This window comes from Parabacteroides sp. FAFU027, assembly GCF_022808675.1.
Taxonomy (GTDB): Bacteria; Bacteroidota; Bacteroidia; order Bacteroidales; family UBA7332; genus CAXXIC01.
This window is the reverse complement of sequence record NZ_JAKZKV010000004.1, coordinates 97,606-118,752: the sequence shown is the minus strand read 5'-3', so window position 1 is coordinate 118,752 and position 21,147 is coordinate 97,606. Positions and strand designations below refer to the sequence as shown.

The 21,147-nt window shown below is 46.1% G+C and carries 11 protein-coding genes and 1 pseudogene; 9 read left to right on the top strand and 3 right to left on the bottom strand.

Annotation, left to right across the window (positions count from 1 at the left end; genetic code table 11):
- The first annotated feature begins 109 nt into the window (after window positions 1-109).
- The 8 genes and pseudogenes from MLE17_RS07920 (at window position 110) to MLE17_RS07885 (ending at window position 15,361) form a co-directional block, all read left to right on the top strand.
- On the top strand, window positions 110-3,829 hold the full coding sequence (locus MLE17_RS07920) for a DUF4450 domain-containing protein (protein WP_243348217.1): 3,720 nt from the start codon (window positions 110-112) through the stop codon (window positions 3,827-3,829).
- 126 nt (window positions 3,830-3,955) lie between these two features.
- Window positions 3,956-5,047 (top strand): annotated as a pseudogene (locus MLE17_RS07915) (glycoside hydrolase family 105 protein); the annotation flags it as partial.
- A gap of 187 nt (window positions 5,048-5,234) precedes the next feature.
- On the top strand, window positions 5,235-7,151 hold the full coding sequence (locus tag MLE17_RS07910) for a T9SS type A sorting domain-containing protein (RefSeq protein WP_243348216.1): 1,917 nt from the start codon (window positions 5,235-5,237) through the stop codon (window positions 7,149-7,151).
- 138 nt (window positions 7,152-7,289) lie between these two features.
- Entirely contained in the window at window positions 7,290-8,582 is a 1,293-nt protein-coding gene (locus tag MLE17_RS07905; protein WP_243348215.1) for a polysaccharide lyase family 1 protein, read from the top strand.
- A gap of 131 nt (window positions 8,583-8,713) precedes the next feature.
- Window positions 8,714-9,658, top strand: a complete 945-nt coding sequence (locus tag MLE17_RS07900) for a glycoside hydrolase family 43 protein (protein ID WP_243348214.1) — start codon at window positions 8,714-8,716, stop codon at window positions 9,656-9,658.
- A gap of 110 nt (window positions 9,659-9,768) precedes the next feature.
- On the top strand, window positions 9,769-12,534 hold the full coding sequence (locus tag MLE17_RS07895) for a glycosyl hydrolase (protein ID WP_243348213.1): 2,766 nt from the start codon (window positions 9,769-9,771) through the stop codon (window positions 12,532-12,534).
- Window positions 12,535-13,081: 547 nt separating this feature from the next.
- The gene (locus tag MLE17_RS07890; protein ID WP_243348212.1) at window positions 13,082-14,773 is read left to right on the top strand and encodes a tetratricopeptide repeat protein; all 1,692 of its coding nucleotides are present in this window, start codon (window positions 13,082-13,084) and stop codon (window positions 14,771-14,773) included.
- Between the two features lie 120 nt (window positions 14,774-14,893).
- Complete coding sequence (locus MLE17_RS07885) at window positions 14,894-15,361, top strand: C-GCAxxG-C-C family protein (protein WP_243348211.1); 468 nt, start codon at window positions 14,894-14,896, stop codon at window positions 15,359-15,361.
- Window positions 15,362-15,445: 84 nt separating this feature from the next.
- Here MLE17_RS07885 and MLE17_RS07880 read toward each other — a convergent pair whose 3' ends face one another.
- Window positions 15,446-16,801 carry an MATE family efflux transporter gene (locus MLE17_RS07880; protein ID WP_243348210.1) on the bottom strand — a complete coding sequence of 452 codons (1,356 nt, stop codon included), beginning with the start codon at window positions 16,799-16,801 and terminating at the stop codon, window positions 15,446-15,448.
- Window positions 16,801-18,576, bottom strand: a complete 1,776-nt coding sequence (locus MLE17_RS07875) for a 4-hydroxy-3-methylbut-2-en-1-yl diphosphate synthase (RefSeq protein WP_243348209.1) — start codon at window positions 18,574-18,576, stop codon at window positions 16,801-16,803. Before MLE17_RS07875 ends, MLE17_RS07880 begins: the two co-directional genes overlap by 1 nt.
- A gap of 358 nt (window positions 18,577-18,934) precedes the next feature.
- On the opposite strand from MLE17_RS07875, the gene MLE17_RS07870 reads away from it, so the two are divergent.
- Entirely contained in the window at window positions 18,935-19,627 is a 693-nt protein-coding gene (locus MLE17_RS07870) for a porin family protein (RefSeq protein WP_243348208.1), read from the top strand.
- Between the two features lie 78 nt (window positions 19,628-19,705).
- Here the strand turns inward: MLE17_RS07870 and MLE17_RS07865 are convergent, their stop codons facing one another.
- The gene (locus MLE17_RS07865; protein WP_243348207.1) at window positions 19,706-20,923 is read right to left on the bottom strand and encodes a 3-phosphoshikimate 1-carboxyvinyltransferase; all 1,218 of its coding nucleotides are present in this window, start codon (window positions 20,921-20,923) and stop codon (window positions 19,706-19,708) included.
- Window positions 20,924-21,147 lie beyond the last annotated feature (224 nt).

Here is a 21,147-nt window from a genome sequence, read left to right as displayed (position 1 = left end):
TAAAAGAGGATGCCCGGAAAGGCCAAACCTAACAGGTTTTAGAAACCTGTTAGGTTTACAAAAGTCACTTTTCAGGCCTCCTCTTTGTTATATTCAAAAACAGAGATTCATGATTTTCCCAAAATTCAGGAGTTTACTACTTCTTGGTCTTCTTCCTCTAACCGTCACTGCACAGACACAAAAAGATGTGGTTTTTGACCCGGAGCTGAATCAATTCATCACCAAAACCATTGAACCGCAGCAGCGCACCCTCCGTTACCGTCCCGAAGGACAGGATTTCGTCATTGTCAACGGTCACCGAAAATACAACAGGGCTCTTTACGGGACCAATACCGGGTTTCGTGTGGAAACGGGAGATGTGCCTGAATTCGGCCTCTATATGCCCAATATGGGTGGTCATTTCCACTTTGGATTGATGGCCGGGGAAAAGCAAATCTGGCTGAGTCAGGCCAAACGCATCGAAAGCCGTTACCGTGCCGGAAGCCGCATTTACACCATTACCGACCCAATGCTGGGAAATGGAAAAATCATCATCACCGCTTTGGCTTTGGGTAATGCAGAAGGAATGATTCTCAAAACCGAATTCATCAATGCACCGAAGAACGCCGAACTGGTCTGGGTATATGGAGGAGCTTCCAACAAACGTTTTTCCCGAGAAGGAGATTTGGGCGTTGACCCCGAAGATGCCTTCGACCTGAAACCGGAGAATTGTCCGAATAATCTTTATGATGTAAATAAAAATCGCTTCAATCTTTGGTATGGAACCGCTAAAGAGTTGGTGGAAGCCGCCCGCAAAGGCGAAAACACATCGAACGCAGACGCAAAAAAACGCCCGCGTCAGATGTGCGGTATTTTTCCGACCGGCTCAGAACTGAAGATTGGAGATGCATCTCATTTGGAAAATCCCACTTCCTTATGGAAGGCTGCGGCTTCGGAAGCCCATCCGGTCATTGCGGGCAAAAAAGCGGTTAAAGGAAATCAGACACTCTATTTTACGATATACAATCCGGCTTCCAATGCCGATATTGAGGCAAATGATTTAGCCGCCCTCTTCAATCAGGCAGAAACAGCCCGCAAGAAAATTGCCAACCGGATTAAAACCCTGACTCCAGACCCATTTTTCAATACCCTTGGCGGTGTGCTGGCTACAGCAGGAGATGCTATCTGGGAACCCGAGTCGTACCTGCACGGGGCGGTAGGATGGAGAATGCGCCTGAATGGCTGGCGCGGTCCGTACACCGGTGATGTTCTTGGTTGGCACGATCGTGCACGCGGTCACTTCGACGGTTATGCAGCATCACAGGTGACCAACGTCCCTCAAATCTATAATCATCCTCAACAGGACACTGCGCTCAACCTGGCTCGCTCAATAAAGAAATGGGGCACGCCGATGTACAGCAACGGCTACATTTGCCGCAATCCGAATCAGAACAACGTGATGCACCATTACGACATGAATCTGTGTTATATTGACGAGTTGCTCTGGCACTTCAACTGGACGGGAGATATGGCTTATGTTGAAAAAATGTGGCCCGTTCTCGAACGTCATCTCGATTGGGAAAAGCGCAACTTTGACCCGGACAACGACGGGCTGTACGATGCCTACTGCTGCATCTGGGCAAGCGATGCCCTGCAATACAGCGGCGGAGGTGTAACTCACTCGTCGGCCTATAATTACCGCGCCAATAAAATGGCGGCAGAGATTGCCCGCAAGTTGGGCAAAGACGGTTCGAAATACGAACAGGAGGCTCAAAAAACCCTCAACGCTCTTAACAACAGACTCTGGTTGAAAAACGAGGGACATTGGGCGGAATTCATTGACCTGATGGGGAATAAGTTGGTACACCCGTCCGCGGGATTGTGGACGGTTTATCATGCCATTGATTCCAACACGGGGAATCCGTTCCAGAATTACCAGGCAATCCGGTATGTGGAAAATGAAATTCCGCACATACCTGTGGAAGCCAAAGGCATCCGCAATGACGGGTATGCCACCGTCTCCACCTCCAACTGGATGCCGTATGCCTGGTCAATCAATAACGTGGCCTTTGCCGAAGTCTATCACACCGCCCTCTCCTACTGGCAAAGCGGTCGGAACGACCAGGCCTTTAAGCTGATGAAAAGCGCCATCCTCGACGGCATGTATCTGGGCAACAGTCCCGGCAATGTGGGCCAAATCAGCCACTACGACGCTGCCCGCGGTGAATGCTATCGCGATTTTGGCGACCCTGTGGGTATGGCTTCACGTGCAATTATTCAGGGACTTTACGGCATTTTACCCGATGCGATGAACGACCGAATCGTCATTCGTCCCGGCTTCCCTACCCGCTGGTTGTCCACCTCCGTCAGTACACCTGACGTCGATTTTGCATTTTCCCGTAAAAACAAAACGGATGAATACCGCATCAATCTTCGTTTCCCTAAGCCTCTGGCGCTGACATTGAACCTGCGGGCTCCTTTCAGTCAGGTAGCGAAGGTTTTGGTAAATGGAAAACAGACAACGTGGAAAGCTGACTCTTCAGCAGTCGGCGCACCGGTCATTCAGGTGGATTGTGCCAAAGCGAATCGCTATCTGGTGCAAATCGAATGGACCGGTAATGCCATTACTCCTCAACCCATAGAAGAATCCATCGCTCTCGGGGAAACATTTACCCTTGAAAATAAGAATATCCAGTCCGTTTACGACCCGCAGGAGGTGTTGAAAGGTCTGCATAAAACGGCTGCCGGTTGGCAGGGAATCGTTGGGGGAACAACAGGTCACCGCACCCTATTTGCCCAAATGAAAGAGGGAGAGCTGAGCTGGTGGATGCCTGTTGATTTGTGGGTAAAGCAACCGGTTGAAATCCTCGTCTCCAATCCGGACTCAACAACATTGGCGGTGAAGTTGAAAAACAACACAGGTAAAAAATATTTCGGTACCTTGACGGTTAATCCCGGCTCAACGAACTACAATACCGCTGTACAGATTCTTCCGGGAGCTACTTCTGGTGTTATTTCCATTCCTTTGGAAAATACCATAAAAGGCAGCAACAAACTGACCCTTTCCAACGGATTCAATACCGCCAGCGAAACCACAATACAATGCTGGAATATTTCCAATTTGCCCAAATCCCAAATGGAGACGGTGGACTTATCCGCTGTGCTGAATGATTCGGTAACCCACATTTTCAAAAATGAATACCTGTCGCCCCGCTCCCCATACACCACGCTCCAGATTCCGAAACAAGGTATCGGAGAATGGACGCACCCGAATGCGACGGCACATATCGATGACAGTGGTCTGCGCAAGCTGGCGGTGAATAACCTGTTTACCACACCGGAAGGACTGAGCTTTGCCACTCCATCAGCAAAAGGGACAAAGAATATTGCATTCACCTCGCTTTGGGACAATTATCCGAAACAACTTTCTGTCCCATTGACCGGAAAAGCGTCTCACATCTACCTGCTGATGGCCGGCAGCACCAACTACATGCAAAGCCGGTTGACCAACGGAGAGGTAAAGGTCTATTATACCGACGGGACGTTTGACAAGCTCGACCTGGTGAATCCCGAAAGCTGGTGTCCAATTGAGCAAGATTACTTTACTGACGGAAAAGCCTTTTACCAGAATGCCCCTCATCCCTACCGAGTACTACTCAAAAGCGGCAAAGTGAGTCGTAATCCCGGTGTAGAGCTGGGCTTGAAAAACATCACCCGCGAGATTGACGGTGGAGCGGCTATCATCCTTGACCTACCGCTTGACAATTCGAAAACACTGCAAAAGCTGGAGTGGAAAACGGATGCTTACGAGGTCATCATCGGGATGATGGGAGCGACTTTGATTCGATGATTTTTTAGCGCACAGATGACACAGATTAAACGGATTTACACAGATAATGCAATCAAGACTATGAAAAAAATATTCTTAATCGCCCTGTTAACAGGGATTTTTACACAACTGACATTTTCGCAAAAATATGCACGCAGATTTGCCGATTCGGAGATAAAACGCTTTCCGCAGGCTTATCAACTGGATCATGGCAAACGATTGTTCTTTGGCTATTCACAAGGATTGGGTTGTCTGGCTATGCTGAAAATGTGGCAAGCGACCGGTGATCGTAAATATTATGAATATGTACGCCAATGGGCCGATACCATCATCAATGACAAAGGTCAGATTTATCTCTACGAACCGGAGAGCCACAACATCGACTTTATCAATCCGGGAAAAATCCTCTTTGCCATTTACAAAGAAACCAAACAGGAGAAATACAAAATGGCAATGGACAGCCTCCGCGAACAAATGAAAACACATCCCCGTACCAGCGAAGGCGTATTCTGGCACAAAAAAGTCTATCCGCATCAAATCTGGCTCGATGGTCTTTACATGGGTGACCCGTTCCTGGCCGAATATGCTGTGACGTTTAACGAACCGGCATTACTTGACGATGCCATTCATCAACTATTAGTCGGCGCTAAACGGACTTACGATGCCAAAACCGGACTCTATTACCATGCTTACGACGAAAGCCATTCGCAGCAATGGGCAGACAAGGTAACCGGCCACTCGCCCAACTTCTGGGGACGCAGCATCGGCTGGTTCTTTATGGCGTTGGTTGATGTGCTTGACTACGTTCCACAGAACCATCCTCAACGCGGCGAATTAATAGAACTGGTAAAAGGATTGACCGAGACCCTTCCCAAATACCAGAATAAAGACGGACTCTGGTATCAGGTCGTAGACCAACCGAAACGCGAAGGAAATTATGCCGAAGCCTCTGCCTCATCTATGTATATGTACGCCATTGCCAAAGCGGTAAATAAAGGTTACGTGGATAAAATGTACCGGAAAGTTGCATTAAAAGCCTTCGAAGGCATTACCACCAAACTGATTAAAAAGAATCCTGACGGCACACACTCTCTTACTCAATGCTGCGCTGTTGCCGGATTGGGTGGAAATCCCTATCGGGACGGCAGCTACGACTACTACATTCATGAGAAAATCAGAGATAATGATGCAAAAGCGACCGGTCCATTTATTATGGGATGTATTGAATTGGGGAAATAACACTGAAACAGCATGAACTATCCTGTTACACAGCACATTTCAGACCATTTTATTCACTGTTTTTCAACCACTTACACAAGTAAAATCAAAACCATAAGCCTTTAAATCAAAATAAGAATCCTCATCTGCATTACATTCAATAAATTCGCAGTTATTGACTTAATGTAATCTAATCAACACTATTATCATGAAAAAAATCATTACCACCCTTGCTTTGGGCGTGGCAGTCTCTGCTGTTGCCTCTGAATTCATCTGGAACGGTATGCAGGATTCCAAATTCTGGGATACCACTACCGCCAATTTCTTTGACAAAGACTTTTTCCTACCTATTCCAGTTGCTTATACTGCCGGCGGTAAGGCTGTCTTTGATGATACCCGCGACCTTACGTCAGGCAAAACATTGTATGTAATCGGTGATATTAACTGCGACACCATCAAAGTCAATAATGACACCTGTCAATACATCATGCGGGGTAAAAAATCAGGGACTCAGGCGGCTCAATTCAGTGGCACAGGCGTTCTATATAAAACCGGCGCTGCTGAACTGGTATTAGACTCCATTACCAACCTTAAAGGCACCGTTATCAATAAAGGAACAATCAGCCAGCTCACTGCAGGAACCATTAACATCATCGGGCCAAGCCTTAAATTTACAGGGGATGCTTCTGTAAAATATGGACAGGCACAGACCGATAAAAAATCTGTTTGCACATCTAGCTTCAATATTCCGGCCGGTGTGACTGCCAATATTTATTTTACAAGATATCAAACGATTACAAATACACTCACTGGGGGAGGGACTTTAAACTTCTTCAGTTCAGGAGAACGCTCAATTCTAGCAATCGACGGTGGTGCAAACTGGAGAGACTTTACAGGTCCAATCAATATCTGTAAATATAACATGGGCTACAACCCAGGATTTAATGGATTAATTCTCCAAACAAATAAAAACTGGGCACAAACTAAAAAAGTAGTAAACGCTCCGGGAGACACAGTGACAGTTGCAGATCCTCAGGCTGATAGCACATTTTACAACAAATCAGTAACAATAAAATCGGGAGCAACTATTTCAGCCAGTTCTTCCGGCACCCGCTGCTATATAGTTGGAGAATTGAAAGCAGACGATGAAACCTCAAATGTTTACGGATATTATAGATCTTCCACATCCCCGATTATCTACTGGATGTTAGGTAGCTCAAATACCAACAGCACATTGCCGGCAACATTCCGTCCCCAGACATTCCGCCCTGACAACAAAGTCGGTTTGATTAAAGTCGGAACAGGTATCCTGAAACTGACCAGTGGTAAAAACTATATCACCGCAGGTATTGACGTGCGCGAAGGTAAGTTATTCGTTAGCAATCCTGAAGGCACCCGTTCAGGAACAGGTCATCCAGCTGTTACAAACGGAACCATTCTGACTGTACAATCTGCTGGTACATTAGGAGGTACAGGCCGTATTTCAGGTTCGGTAGATTGCTACGGTAAACTTGAGCCAGGTGAAGATGCGATCGGGACTTTGACTTTAGCTGATACTTTAAATGCTGCATCTCCGAAAAAAGTAGAGCTCATCCTTCGCCCGACTGCCGTTACCACTATGGAGGTTCAGTCTGGAAACAATTACGACAAAATCGTGGGAGCAGACTCTCTTCGCTTCGATGGTAAATTGGTAGTAAAAATGTTATCCGGCGGAACTATCACCTCTGGAGATACGCTTAAACTATTTAATGCAAAAGCGATATCATCAAAATCTATTGGTTTTGCATCCGTTGAGCTTCCATCTGTTTCCGGTATCGAATGGGACCAGACTAACCTGAATACAAACGGTTATATTGTTGCTAAGAGCGCAAGTGGAGTTCGTAATACATTAACTGAGAAAATAGCTTTGTTCCCGAATCCAACCAACGGTGTATTTACCGTTTCGGTTCCGGAAGGAAAAGGAACTTCTCTGACCGTTATCAACAGCCAGGGTGCATTGGTCGTTAGCCAGGCAATCAGCAAAGTTGAAAGCAAGGTAAGCCTTAACCACCTGGCAAAAGGCATCTATCTGGTAAATATCAAAACAACTGAAGGAACCGTTACCCGCAAAGTTTCTGTACAGTAAATTCTTTTATCTTAATAGAAAATGCCTGCCTGCGAAAGCAAGCAGGCATTTTCGTATCCCTCATTTACACAATAAAATCCATACTCATAAAAGCGATCACACTGAAGTTTTTCATTGAAAACAAATACGATAAAAGCTATGAAATCATCTATCCTGTTAACCACACTCGGCTTCCTTTCTTCTTTATTTATTAATGCACAAACCTTAGCCTTTCCCGGTGCAGAGGGCTTTGGCCGCTTTGCTGAAGGCGGTCGAAATGGCGAGGTCTATTACGTGACCAACCTCAATAACACCGGTACCGGCTCATTCCGCGATGCGGTGAGCCAACCCAACCGAACAATCCTGTTCAAAGTCGGTGGAGTCATTCACATCAAAGAACGCATTGCCGTCAAGCCCAATATCACAATAGCCGGGCAGACAGCTCCCGGTGAAGGCGTCACAATTTACGGAAACAGCGTTTCGTTTACAGGAGCTGACAATACAATTTGCCGGTACATCCGTTTTCGCATGGGTAAAAACGGAACGCATGGAAAAGACGCTGCCGCTTTAGCAGAAGGCAAGAATATGATTTTCGACCATATCTCTGTATCCTGGGGACTGGATGAAAATTTTTCCATCAGTGGCAAAGACCCGCAAAACATTACTATTCAAAACTCTATCATCGGACAGGGCCTGCTCCCCCACTCCTGCGGTGGACTCATTCAGACAAAAGGCGGAGTAACTATTTTCCGAAACCTCTATATCGACAACCACACCCGCAATCCAAAGGTGAAGGGCTTAAATCAGTTTGTCAACAACGTTATTTACAATTGGGGAAAAGGTGGCGGCTATATACTCGGAGGCGAATCGGAAGGCCGTACCGATGCCATGATTTGCAACAATTACTTCATTGCAGGACCATCCACCGGAGTTCCTCCTTTCAGTCGCGGAAACGAAAACTTTCATCTATTTGCCCGAAATAACTTCTTTGACAAAAACAGGAACGATAAGTTAGACGGTATATTGGTAGCTGACTCCGCATACGGAAAAGTCTCGTGGGAAATTCAGCCGTTAAGCACAATCCCATCTGTTACAATGTATCAACCGGAAGAGAACTGCAACTGGATTGCCGATAATGCAGGAGCCTCTTTCCCTCAACGGGACAACATTGACCGGATGTTGATTGAACAGCTCATATCTTTGGGGAAAGAGGGAAAAACTATTGCTAACGAGACCGAAAATCCGGTTCAGGTGCTGGTAAATGCCAGCCCGGTATTTTCAAAAATAAAAGACAGCGATGGAGATGGAATGCCCGACGTATGGGAAAAAGCTCATAAATTAAACCCGAAAGATTCAAAAGATGGCAAAAGTCATTCATTGCAAAATGATTATTCAAATCTGGAAGTTTATTTGAATGAATTGGTGGCAACGAAAGTGAATTTGCAGAAATAAGTTGGGCTATTCGGGAAAGAGGTAGTACAATATTACAGGTATATGTCTAAAAACACTCAATCATGAAAATGATAAATTGTAATTTTGCGAACTACCTGACCAAAAGCAAATAACTAATCCCCAACATAGCAATGGCTAAAAAAACACACCTTCTGTTGCTTTTACTCGCAACGCTTTTTCTCGCTCCTCTGAAGGCTGAAAAAGAGGTTTTCCTTTTCGCTTACTTTATCAACAACGGACAAGACGGTCTTCACCTGGCATACAGTTATGACGGTCTGAAATGGGATGCCCTAAACAACGGAAATCCCTACCTCACCCCTACAGTGGGCAAGGACAAACTAATGCGTGACCCAAGCATCCTGCAAGGTCCTGACGGAACTTTCCGCATGGTTTGGACCAGCGGCTGGTGGGACAGAATCGTCGGGTATGCCTCATCTCCCGACTTGATTCACTGGTCAAAACAGGACACCCTGCCGGTGATGATGCACGAACCGACAGCTAAAAATGCCTGGGCACCGGAACTTTTCTACGATCAGAAAAGCAAAACCTACTATATCTTTTGGGCTTCAACAATCCCCGGACGTTTCAAGGAAATTGCAGAAACCAACAAAGAAAAAGGGCTGAATCACCGACTCTTTGCTGTCACTACCAAAGATTTCAAAACCTATTCAAAAACATTCCTTTTCTTCAACCCTGACTTCAGCGCAATCGACGGTGCAATCCTGAAACGTGGAAAAGAAAACTGGATGTTCGTAAAAAACGAAAATCCGAATCCTCCACAGAAAAATATTCGCCTTACCATTTGCAAAAACATCAAAAAAGGATTCCCGACAAAGGTTTCCGAACCAATCACCGGTAACAAATACTGGGCAGAGGGACCGACTCCGCTTGAAGTGGGCGAATATGTTTATGTCTATTTCGATAAATACCGCGACCACAAATACGGTGCTGTCCGCTCTAAAGACGGAAAAAGCTGGGAAGATGTTTCCGACCTCGTGACTTTCCCGAAAGGTATCCGTCACGGTACCGCGTTTAAAGTAAAAGAATCGGTATTGAAACAATTACTAAACCAATAAAACATACGACCTCCCCCTGCCCCTCTCAAGGAGGGGAGAAAGAATACACCGCTTGCGTCTCTACTCCCTCCCCCTCGGGGAGGGCCGGGGTGGGGTCTCTTCTTCTGAATATGAAAAAAACAAACCTACTTGCTACCGGACTTCTTTTCTCCTGCGGCCTCTTTGCCCAAACAACCACCTGGCCGGAGGTAAAAACAGAAGCCAAGCCCTTCACCCGTTGGTGGTGGATGGGAAATGCTGTGGACCAGCAAAACCTGACCTACAATCTCGAAAAATATGCCAAAGCCGGATTGGGGGGTGTAGAAATCACTCCTATTTACGGTGTAAAAGGCAATGAAGCGCGCAACCTGCAATATCTGTCTCCGCAATGGATGGCACAGCTCAAACATACCGAAGCCGAAAACAAACGCCTGGGCATGGAGACTGATATGAATAACGGTACCGGATGGCCATTCGGTGGCCCGACCGTTTCGGCTGAGGATGCAGCGACCAAGGTGATCGTCCAGGAATATAAACTGAAAGGCGGAGAATCGCTTGCGGAAAAGATTAAGGTAAATGACCCCAAACAGGTGAAATTTGCCCGGCTTTCCCGCCTTATGGCATTTTCCAATGATGGTAAAAAGCTTGATATCACTACCAATGTAAAAGCAGACGGTTCGCTTAACTGGACAGCTCCACAAGGCGAATGGAGACTTATCGGACTATTTGTAGGCAAAACCCTGCAAATGGTTAAACGTGCTGCACCCGGAGGACAGGGCTATGTGATGGACCACTTCTCGAAAAAAGCGGTGGACAATTACTTCAAACGCTTCGACGATGCCTTCAAATCGACAAAAACAGCATTCCCAAAAGCCTTCTTCAACGATTCCTACGAGGTATATGATGCAGACTGGACACCCGGTCTGCTTGAGGCATTTTACAAAATGCACGGTTACAAGCTGGAGATGTATTTGCCCGAATTTTTAGGTGGAGGAAATGATGAGACCCGTGCCCGCATCTTCACCGATTACCGAGTAACAATAGCAGAAATGCTGCACACTAATTTCACTCAAAACTGGACCAACTGGGCGCATTCACACGGTGCTCTGACCCGCAACCAGGCACATGGTTCACCCGGCAACCTGATTGACCTGTATGCTACGGTGGATATTCCGGAATGCGAATCTTTCGGTATCTCGGAATTCAATATCAAAGGATTGCGCAAAGATAGTCTGATCAAGAAAAACGATTCGAATCTTTCTACGCTGAAATATGCCTCATCGGCTGCTCACATTTCGGGAAAACCATTGACCTCTTCGGAGACATTGACCTGGCTGACGGAGCATTTCCGCACCTCATTGTCTCAGTGTAAACCGGACATCGACCTGATGTTTCTGGGTGGTGTGAATCACATGTTCTTCCACGGTACACCCTATTCACCACAGGATGCAGCATGGCCGGGGTGGCTGTTCTATGCCTCTGTGAATATGTCACCGACCAACACCATCTGGAAGGATGCCAACGCGATGTTCAGCTACATCACCCGTTGCCAATCGTTCCTGCAATATGGCAAGCCTGACAACGATTTTCTGCTTTACCTGCCGATTTATGACATCTGGAATGACCAGCGCAAATCGCCATACATTGCCTTCTCCATCCACAATCTGGAAAAACAGGCTCCTAAGTTTATCGACATGGTACACCAAATCACCGGGAGTGGCTATGATGTGGACTACATTTCCGACAATTTCATCAAATCGACTACCAGCGAAAACGGATTGTTGAAAACCGCCGGTGGCAGCACTTATAAAGCCATTATCGTCCCCGATGTACACCTGCTTCCGGCAGATGTGCTTGAAAAACTGATAAAGCTGGCTGAAAACGGTGCTACAGTAGTCTTCACCGGACAATATCCGGAAGATGTTCCCGGTCTGGCTAATCTGGAGAAACGTCGTGCGATCTTCAAAACATTGGCTGCTAAATTGCCGAAGCCTGCTTCATTTGGTCAGGTTTCTGTGCTCAATTACGGCAAAGGCCGCATCATTACCGGCAGTGACTATAATAAGACATTGAGCGCTTGTGGTGTAAAAGCGGAAGAATTCAAAGCCGACCTGGGCGGTAAATGCATCCGCCGCAAAAATGAGACCGGCAATCACTACTTCTTCAGCAACCTTCAGGGCAAGGACATTGACAGATGGGTAACGTTAGGTGTGGATGCTCAATCGGCCATGCTGTTTGACCCAATGACGGGCAAAAGCGGTCTGGCTAAAATCCGCAAACAAGACGGTAAAACGCAGGTCTATCTGCAACTGGCATCCGGTGAATCGACCATCCTGAAGACCTTTGATAAAACTGATGTAAAAGCCGAGCCATGGAGCTACTTCACAGCGGACCAGTTGAGCCTCAATATCGATAAAGGCTGGAGTCTTTCCTTTACAGAAAGTGAACCGGCCATCAGCGGAACGTTCAATATCGACAGACTTTGCTCATGGACAGAACTGGATAATCCGAATGCAAAAGTCAATGCAGGTTCAGGAAAATACAGTGTTACATTCGATTTACCTGCAACTGAGACAAAACGCTGGGTACTTGATTTGGGCGATGTCCGTGAAAGCGCGCGTGTAACGATCAACGGTCAGTCTGTGGGTACACTTTGGGCGGTTCCATACCGTACAGAAGTGGGACAATACCTTCGTCCGGGTAAAAACACCCTCGAAGTGGAAGTAACCAACCTACCCGCCAACCGAATTGCAGATTATGACCGTCGCGGTGTAGAATGGCGCAAATTCGAAGAAATCAACATGGTGGACATCAAATACCAGAAAACCAAATACGGACACTGGGCGCCAATGCCTTCGGGTCTGCTCGGACCAGTTCGGTTGATTCCGGGGAAATGATATATTAAACGCCCAAAGCTGCTTGAGTTTTGGGCGTTTTTCTTTATTTCCTTTTTTGAGTATCTACCGATCCGAATCCTCCTGCGACCGACCTGAAATCTCCTGCGACCGACCCGAGTAAAGCTACTACCACCCAGAATTAAGCTGCGACCGACATGAATTGAGCTACTACCGATCCGAAATCTCCTTCTACCGACCCGAGTAAAGCTGCTACCACCCCGAATTGAGCTGCGACCGACCGGAATTGAACTGCGACCGGTTCGCATTAAACTACTACCGACCGGAAATCGCCTGCGACCGATACGAAACGAATAGCGACCGGCTTGTTCTCTTTTTCTACCGGTTTTATCCGATCTATTCTCTGTAATAGCCATTAAAAATCAGCTTAACGACAGAGAGATAAAGCATTTACAACCTCCGTCATTCCTTAATTTAACTAAAAAAACAAACCGACTATGGCTTTGTCTCAAATTCTGAATCTCAAATGCGAATTAAAACACTATTTTTGCCGTCGAAAATTTGCATTAATCACATAACTATTTAAACTATGAGAAAAACATTGAAGCTGTCAATGTTCCTGATCGCTCTGGTAGCTGCATTTTCATCATGTAGCAAACAGATGGGACCATTGTCGTCAGATCTTTTCAAATGTACTCCTAACCCGCTTGAGGCTAAAGCCGGCAAAGTGGAAGCTACTATCGAAGGAACTATTCCTGCTAAGTATTTCAACAAAAAAGCAGAAGTTACCGTTACTCCGGTGATGGTATTCGAAGGCAAAGAAGTGGCATCTGCACCTGTTTACCTTCAGGGTGAGAAAGTAAAAGCAAACAACCAGGTTATCAACTACAAAGAAGGTGGTAAAGTGGTGGTTCCTGCAAGCTTTACTTACGAAGAAGGTATGAGAAGCTCTGAGCTTTACCTGACTTTCAAAGTGAAAGTGGGCAGCAAAGAGTATTCTATTCCCCGCGTAAAAGTGGCTGATGGTGTTAACTCTACTTCTGAAATTGCTACTGCTGCCGCTGCTACACCGGCTATCGCTCCGGACAAATTCCAGCGCATCATCAAAGACGCTTACAAAGCGAACATCATGTTCCTTATCCAGCAAGCTAATCTTCGTGCAAGCGAGTTGAAATCAAAATCAGTTACAGATCTTCAGAAAAACATCAAATCAACTTCTGTTGCTGCTAACCAAAAGCTGACCGGTGTGGAAGTTTCTTCTTACGCTTCTCCTGATGGTGGCATGAAACTGAATACTACTTTAGCTGAAAAACGTGAGAAAAACACGTTGGATTACCTGAAAAAAGAGTTGAAAAAATCGAAAGTAAATACGACTCTTGATTCTAAATTCACTGCTGAAGACTGGGACGGATTCAAAGAGTTGATGGAAAAATCAAACATCCAGGACAAAGAGTTGGTACTTCGCGTACTTTCTACTTACCAGGATCCGGAAGAAAGAGAAAAACAAATCAAAAATATCTCTGCAGCATTCTCTACTATTGCTGACGAAATCCTGCCTCAGTTGCGTCGTTCTCGTTTGACTGCAAGCTATGAAATCATCGGCAAATCAGACGAAGAGATCGCTAAACTGGCTAAAGAAAATCCTAAAGCGTTGAATGTTGAAGAACTGCTTTACGCAGCTACTATCCCTGGTGCTGACAAAGCGGCTATCTACAAAAGCGCAACTGAAATCTATCCTTCAGATTTCCGTGGATTCAACAACTTAGGTGTGGTTAACTACCAGCAAGGTAAAATCGCAGAAGCAACTTCTTTGTTCAACAAAGCAAAAGCAGTATCTGCTTCAGCTCCTGAAGTTTCTATGAACCTTGGTTTGGTTGCTTTGAACAACAAAGAGACTGCTAACGCTGAGCAACTGTTCGGTAAAGCTGCAGGTGCAAGCACTTTGAGCGAAGCTTTGGGTACTCTTTACCTGAGAAAAGGTGAATATGCTAAAGCAGTAAGCGCATTCGGCGATACAAAAAGCAACAATGCAGCTGTAGCTCAAATCCTCGTGAAAGACTACAACAAAGCGAAATCTACTTTGTCTGCCGTTGCTACTCCAGACGCTACTACAAGCTATCTGATGGCTATCGTAGGCGCTCGCACCAACAACGAAAGCATGGTATTGAGCAACCTGAAAGATGCAGTAAGCAAAAACAGCGCTATGGCTAAAAAAGCTGCTACTGACATCGAGTTTGCTAAGTTTACTAAAAACGCTGACTTTCTGAAACTGTTGAAATAATCTCAACCGTTCACAGCAACTCATAAATCAGAGGGTATTTCTTTTCGGAGAAATATCCTCTTTTTATTTTAGGGAAATAGTACTTTTGTCCTTATTTTTTCAAACCAAAACCAAATACGAATGTCTATATCTATTGATATTACCGAACGCCGCCAACGCGCCATCGAGAACTTCCGGGCGGGGTATAATTGTGCCCAGGCGGTCTTTCTCGCCTATTCCGACATATATCATGTAGAGGAAAAACTGGCAAAACAACTTGCAGCTCCTTTCGGAGGTGGCATGGGGCGGATGCGTGAAGTATGCGGAGCGCTTAGCGGCGCATTTATGCTGGTGGGACTGAAATACCCGGCTGATGATCCCGAAAACAAAGAAGCCAAGATGGAAAATTATGCTGCGGTGCAACGAGTAGCAACTCCTTTCCGCGAAAAGCATGGCACTATCATCTGCCGCGAACTGCTCGATGCCAAACGAGCCAAACCGGAAGCCGATCTCGCAGATCCTTTTGGGGAATACCTGGCTAAAAATCCATGTGCCCGTTTTGTGGCCGACACGGCGGAGATTATCGGGAGAGAACTGGTAGGAGAATAATATTATACCACTAAGGCACTGAGAGCACCTGGCTTCACTAAGATCATTAGTGTAACTATGTGCTCTTGGTGTCTTTGTGGTTATTTAAGCCGCTTGAGGAGCAAACAACTTACGGTTGTAATAAAGGATACAAAGGGTTAGTGTAGCCGAGATAAAGTCGGCAAACGGAGTCGCCATCCACACTCCTTTTAATCCATAGAAGTTGGGAAGAATAAGAATCATCGGAATCAGGAACAATACCTGACGGGAAAGGCTGAGAAAAATAGAAACCTTCACCAGTCCGATTGACTGAAAGAAGCTCGAAGTCACAATCTGAAAGCCAATAATCGGCATGAGAAGCAATGTGGTTCGTAAGCCAAGTACCGAAAGCTCAATCAGCTTCGGGTCAGTCGTAAAGGCCATCGCAATTTGCTTAGGGATAAGCATCGCCATCGCAAATCCGCACAAAGTCACCAATGAAGCAACACGAATGGTCAGCGAGAGCGTCTGTTTCATCCGTTGTCGGTTTCCTGCGCCGAAGTTGTACCCGATAATGGGCTGCATTCCCTGGCAAAAACCAATCACTCCCATTACCACCAGAACCGCCAGACTATTGATTACCCCATTGGCGCCAATCGCCAGCTCTCCACCATGCTTCAAAAGCGCATTGTTTAGGATCACATTGACCATACAGGAAGCTACATTCATCAGAAAGGGAGAAAGCCCGATGGAGATGATATGTTTGGCAATATCCATATCCAACCGGATATTCTTCCGATGAAAACGGATGTAACTGCTTTTGCTACAGTAGTGGTGCATTACGACTACCGATGTGGTAAACATGGCAATCACCGTAGCAATTGCTGCCCCTTTGATCCCCCAGTGGAAAACGAAGATAAACAATGCGGCCAGAATCGCATTGAGGACGGCACTGATCAGCATGACCACCATCGCCTTGGTCGGATAGCCCGACGCCCGCATCATATTGTTGAAACTGTAGGTAAGGGTGGAAAATATGCTTCCCGGAATCAGGATTTGCATATACTCCCGGGCAAATGGGATCGTCTTTTCCGTTCCGCCGAACCAACGGAGAATATCATCAAGCCAGTAGAATGCCGAACAGATGAAAAGCAGGGAGAAAAAGACCGACAGGATAATGCTGGTTCCCAGGATGCGTTCTGCTTTTTCCTTGTCTTTTTGTCCCAAAGCGATAGAGATACGGGTAGAACCTCCGATACCAATCAACATACCAAAGGCTGCCTGCAATATTACAATCGGGAAGGTAATGGCCAGTCCCGAGATGGCTAAAGAGCCCACCCCCTGACCGATGAAAATGCGATCCACAATATTGTAGATCGCATTCACCATGATACCGACAATAGCCGGCAAAGAATATTTATAAAGCAGGCGACTTATGCTTTCTGTTTCGAAAGCTTTCGCCTTATCTTCGAAATTATCCATTATACTTTTTCTTTCCAGTCGCCGTGTTGTTTGATCAATGCAATCAGCTTTTCAACAGCTTCCTCTTCCGGAATATTTTTTTCGACACACTCTTTTTGTTTGTAAAGGCTGATTTTCCCTCGGCCTGCTCCTACGTAACCATAATCAGCATCGGCCATCTCTCCGGGACCATTTACGATACAGCCCATGATACCGATTTTGAGGTTTTTGAGGTGAGAGGTAGCATCTTTGACCTTTGCGATGGTGGATTCGAGATCAAACAACGTACGGCCACAACCCGGACAGGAGATAAACTCCGTTTTACTCATACGCAGGCGGGCAGCCTGAAGAATACCGAACATCAGGTTGTTGACTTGCTGGTCAGATACAGTACCGTTGTTCGTAATCAGGATTCCGTCACCAAATCCATCCTGCAACAACGGACCGAAATCAGCGGCAGCTTTCAGCATCAGGTCTTCGACATCATTTTCCTGATAATCCCGGTTTATGATGACTGCATTCGCCACCTCGTTTATCATTAATTTATGGAAAAAGGCACGTTGCTCACCCACGCCATTCTTGTGACTGGTCATCAATAATATCACAACTGCCGGATTATTTCTCAGAATCTCAATCACATCGACATTGAGCTCAGGATAAGTCAGACACATTACTGACGGACCTACATTTTCTACACCTTCCATATCCAATACCTGAATAAAAGGAAAAGCAGAACCGTTACGGTCAGCAACGCCATTTGACGTAATCAGAAAGTCGGGAAAAGGAGCAATCTCCGAGTCTCCCAAGCCAATTACCACCGGGGTATTCGAACCACCGATGCCTTTTACACCAATAGACTTGCGACGGGCAGGTGCAAAATAGTTGAAGTCAGGAGCTACCGTACCATCAATGGCCACATGGCCATTGCGTTCAGCAATATAATCGACCAGTTTACGGGCAACCGGGATTTCGTTTTCAGGCGCTTCGCTCAAGGAAACACGAATGGTATCACCATAACCGTCAGCCAGCAAGGCGCCGATTCCCAAAGCGGACTTGACGCGGCCATCTTCTGCATTTCCGGCTTCGGTAACACCCAAATGCAACGGGAAAGCCATCCCCTCCTCTTCCATGCGGGCCACCATCAGGCGGACGGTACGTACCATCACGACTGTATTGGAGGCTTTGATGGAAATAGCCAGATTGTGGAAATTCTCGCCGATGCAAATACGGAGAAACTCCATACACGACTCCACCATGCCTTCCGGTGTATCGCCGTAACGGCTCATGATGCGGTCAGACAAGGAGCCGTGATTTACACCCAGACGAACAGCAGTATTATTTGCCTTACAAATATCCAGAAAAGGAACCAGCTTCTCACGGATTTTCTCCACCTCCTGCGCATATTCCTCATCGGTAAATTCAAGCTTCTTGAAGGTACGGGCAACATCCACAAAGTTTCCGGGATTGATGCGCACCTTTTCCACGACGGAAGCAACAGCCAGCGCCACGCTTGCATTGAAGTGAACATCGGCAACCAACGGAGTGGTGTAACCTTTCTCACGCAGTTTAGCATGTATCTCTTTGAGGCTATCCACCTCACGCAGTCCCTGAGTAGTAAAACGCAGGTAGTCTGCCCCTTTATTGATGATGCGAATAGCCTGCTCCACACTACCGTCGATATCGTTGGTAGAGGTATTGGCCATGGATTGTATCAGGATAGGATTGTCTCCTCCCAACGTTATGTTTCCGATTTTCACTTCGGAACTTTTGCGGCGGGTATAATTGAATAAATTCATCGGTGTACTCTGTTTTAAAGTGATTGCAAAGGTAAATGATTTTGCCCCTCCCCAAGGCCTCCCGACTCTAATTTTCCTTAATGCTGAAATCGGGATAAGTAAGAATGAAACCTGGTTCAGAAGTCAGTTTATTATTCCGCATTACCAAACAATCAAACATAACCCTTTGTTGAATATATGATATAACTTAGACTTGGTTTATAGTCTGTTAACGTCAAACTATCCAGGCGCCGTCGTTCTCTTTTTCTTCAAATCTAAATCTCGCTTATTGAATTGACAAGAGACCTCTTTTCTATGTAAAAAAGACGAAGTGCGACTACATTATTCAGTATCATTATCAACCTTAGATTGTGCGACTATGAAAAAGACGATTTTACTTATCCTGCTTTCCATGTTATCCGGTTATTCTTTCGCCCAGCGCTTCGGGGTAAAAGCAGGCATGAATCTCTCTTCCTTTTACGGGGATGACAGCAAAGGAGCTAAATCAATCCCAGGCTATCACATTGGCGGAGTGGTGGAATTTCCGGTAAACTATGACTTCTCTATTCAAACGGAGTTGTTGTTATCTCAGAAAGGAGCCAAATACGCAGGAATCCTTTCCGCGTATGGAGATATCCCCGATATCAACGACGGAATCAGGGATTATGATTATTCTGACAAACCTCTTTACATTGAAGTCCCAATCAACGCTGTTTTTAATTTTGACTCCTGGACAGGCAGAATTGTTATCGCAGTCGGGCCGTATTTTGCCATTGGCGTTGGAGGTAAGAGAACATACGAATCAACCTTAAACGGCAAGAAAACAACTAAATCCTTCAATCTATACTCCAAGGATATGATGAACTATTATCCCTGGTACAACTATAAACAGGTGGATTATGGAATCGGAGCCAATGTTGGGTATGAGTTTGCCAGTAAAGTATTTGCAAATATTGGGACATCCATCGGTTTATCCAACATAAACAATGCAGATGTGGCTATGAATCCCAATCCGGATCTGAAAAATCTTGTACTGACACTTTCTGTCGGATATAAATTCAGGCAACCCTAAGAATCTATTTACTGAAAAAGCCTCCGGAAAACAACTTCCGGAGGCTTTTTTGCGTATAATATTATGATAAATGTTCTCTTATTCGATCCCGAATCCCACTGAGACCAAATGTTCCCAGTATTGCGGGTAAGATTTCGACACCACCTGCGGTTCGGCTATGGTGATGTGCTCCATCTTCAGGGCAGCAGGGGCAAAAGCCATTGCCATGCGGTGGTCTTCGTAAGTAGCAATCACCGGTTCCGCTTCCGGTTCGCAACGTTCGCCGTTCCATTCGAGGATGGAGTCGTTTTTATCGGTAATGAGGTAACCGAGTTTTTTCATCTCGTTTTTGAGAGCGAGGATACGGTCCGTTTCCTTGATTTTGAGTGTCTGAAGGCCGCTAAAGTAGAAAGGAATTCCCATCAGGCAGCAGGTAACGACAAAGGTTTGTGCCAAATCCGGTTGATCCACGAAGTTGTTCACCAGTTTTTTAGTCACAACCTCACCTTTGAGCAAGCGAACCCCTTTGTCGGTGTATTTGGTTACGATGCCAAGCTTGTTGAATACCTCGGTCAGCTTAGAGTCTCCCTGGTAGCTGTTTTTGTAAAGGCCCAGCAGTTCGATATCGAAATCTTTGCTCAGTGCGGCGATTTGATACCAGTAAGAAGCCGCCGACCAGTCCGATTCAACGGTAAAGGGTTTCGGGATAAATTCCTGCGGCTTGATCTTGATGGTGTTGCCCACCCAGCTTGATTTGATTCCGAACTCTTCGAGCAGACGAAGAGTCAGGTTGATATAAGGTTTGGAGATAACGTTACCTTCCAGGGTCAGGTTCAGTCCGTTTTCCATCGTCGGTGCCACCATCAGGAGCGCCGAGATGTATTGCGAGCTCACGCTGCCGTCGAGCGACAGGTCACCGCCCTGCAATGCGCTACCATAGATGCGCAACGGGGGATAACCATCCTTCTCCATGTATTCGATTTTAGCGCCCAGCTTGTTCAACGCATCCACCAGGATACGGATGGGACGGTTTTTCATCCGCTCGGTACCGGTAATGGTCCACTCGCCAACGATTTTAGAGAGGAAAGCAGTCAAAAAGCGCATCGAAGTACCGGCTGCACCAATATCGAAGTTGCAGTCGTCCGACTCCAGGGCTTTGAGCATTACGTTGGTATCGTCGCAATCCGCCACGTTACTCACGGCATGGTCACTGTAGCTCAGGGCGTTGATAATCAACACGCGGTTGCTGATACTTTTCGAAGCGGGTAGTTTGATTTCTCCGGTTACTTTCTGCGGAGCATTAATCTGGTATCTCATATATAATATTTTCGCTATTCAATAAAGATGATTTCCCCTGCATTCGCCTTCACCCCCCACCCCCTGAAGGGGGCTTTTGCTGTAGAAAGCCCATCAATAGCAACCGGATTGATATTAATGGCACTTTGAGTGAATTAATCGTAGAAAACAAAGTCCCCTTGAGGGGAATCGTTAGATCAGCAAAGCCAATCAGGGGCAAAAACAAGCCTTTGGAAAACTGTCGG

What these genes read in the sequence shown, in the direction of transcription:
- MLE17_RS07920 (WP_243348217.1), top strand. Translation starts at nt 110, where the DNA reads ATGATTTTCCCAAAATTCAGGAGTTTACTACTTCTTGGTCTTCTTCCT.
- MLE17_RS07910 (WP_243348216.1), top strand. Translation starts at nt 5,235, where the DNA reads ATGAAAAAAATCATTACCACCCTTGCTTTGGGCGTGGCAGTCTCTGCT.
- MLE17_RS07905 (WP_243348215.1), top strand. Translation starts at nt 7,290, where the DNA reads ATGAAATCATCTATCCTGTTAACCACACTCGGCTTCCTTTCTTCTTTA.
- MLE17_RS07900 (WP_243348214.1), top strand. Translation starts at nt 8,714, where the DNA reads ATGGCTAAAAAAACACACCTTCTGTTGCTTTTACTCGCAACGCTTTTT.
- MLE17_RS07895 (WP_243348213.1), top strand. Translation starts at nt 9,769, where the DNA reads ATGAAAAAAACAAACCTACTTGCTACCGGACTTCTTTTCTCCTGCGGC.
- MLE17_RS07890 (WP_243348212.1), top strand. Translation starts at nt 13,082, where the DNA reads ATGAGAAAAACATTGAAGCTGTCAATGTTCCTGATCGCTCTGGTAGCT.
- MLE17_RS07885 (WP_243348211.1), top strand. Translation starts at nt 14,894, where the DNA reads ATGTCTATATCTATTGATATTACCGAACGCCGCCAACGCGCCATCGAG.
- MLE17_RS07880 (WP_243348210.1), bottom strand. Translation starts at nt 16,801, where the DNA reads ATGGATAATTTCGAAGATAAGGCGAAAGCTTTCGAAACAGAAAGCATA.
- MLE17_RS07875 (WP_243348209.1), bottom strand. Translation starts at nt 18,576, where the DNA reads ATGAATTTATTCAATTATACCCGCCGCAAAAGTTCCGAAGTGAAAATC.
- MLE17_RS07870 (WP_243348208.1), top strand. Translation starts at nt 18,935, where the DNA reads ATGAAAAAGACGATTTTACTTATCCTGCTTTCCATGTTATCCGGTTAT.
- MLE17_RS07865 (WP_243348207.1), bottom strand. Translation starts at nt 20,923, where the DNA reads ATGAGATACCAGATTAATGCTCCGCAGAAAGTAACCGGAGAAATCAAA.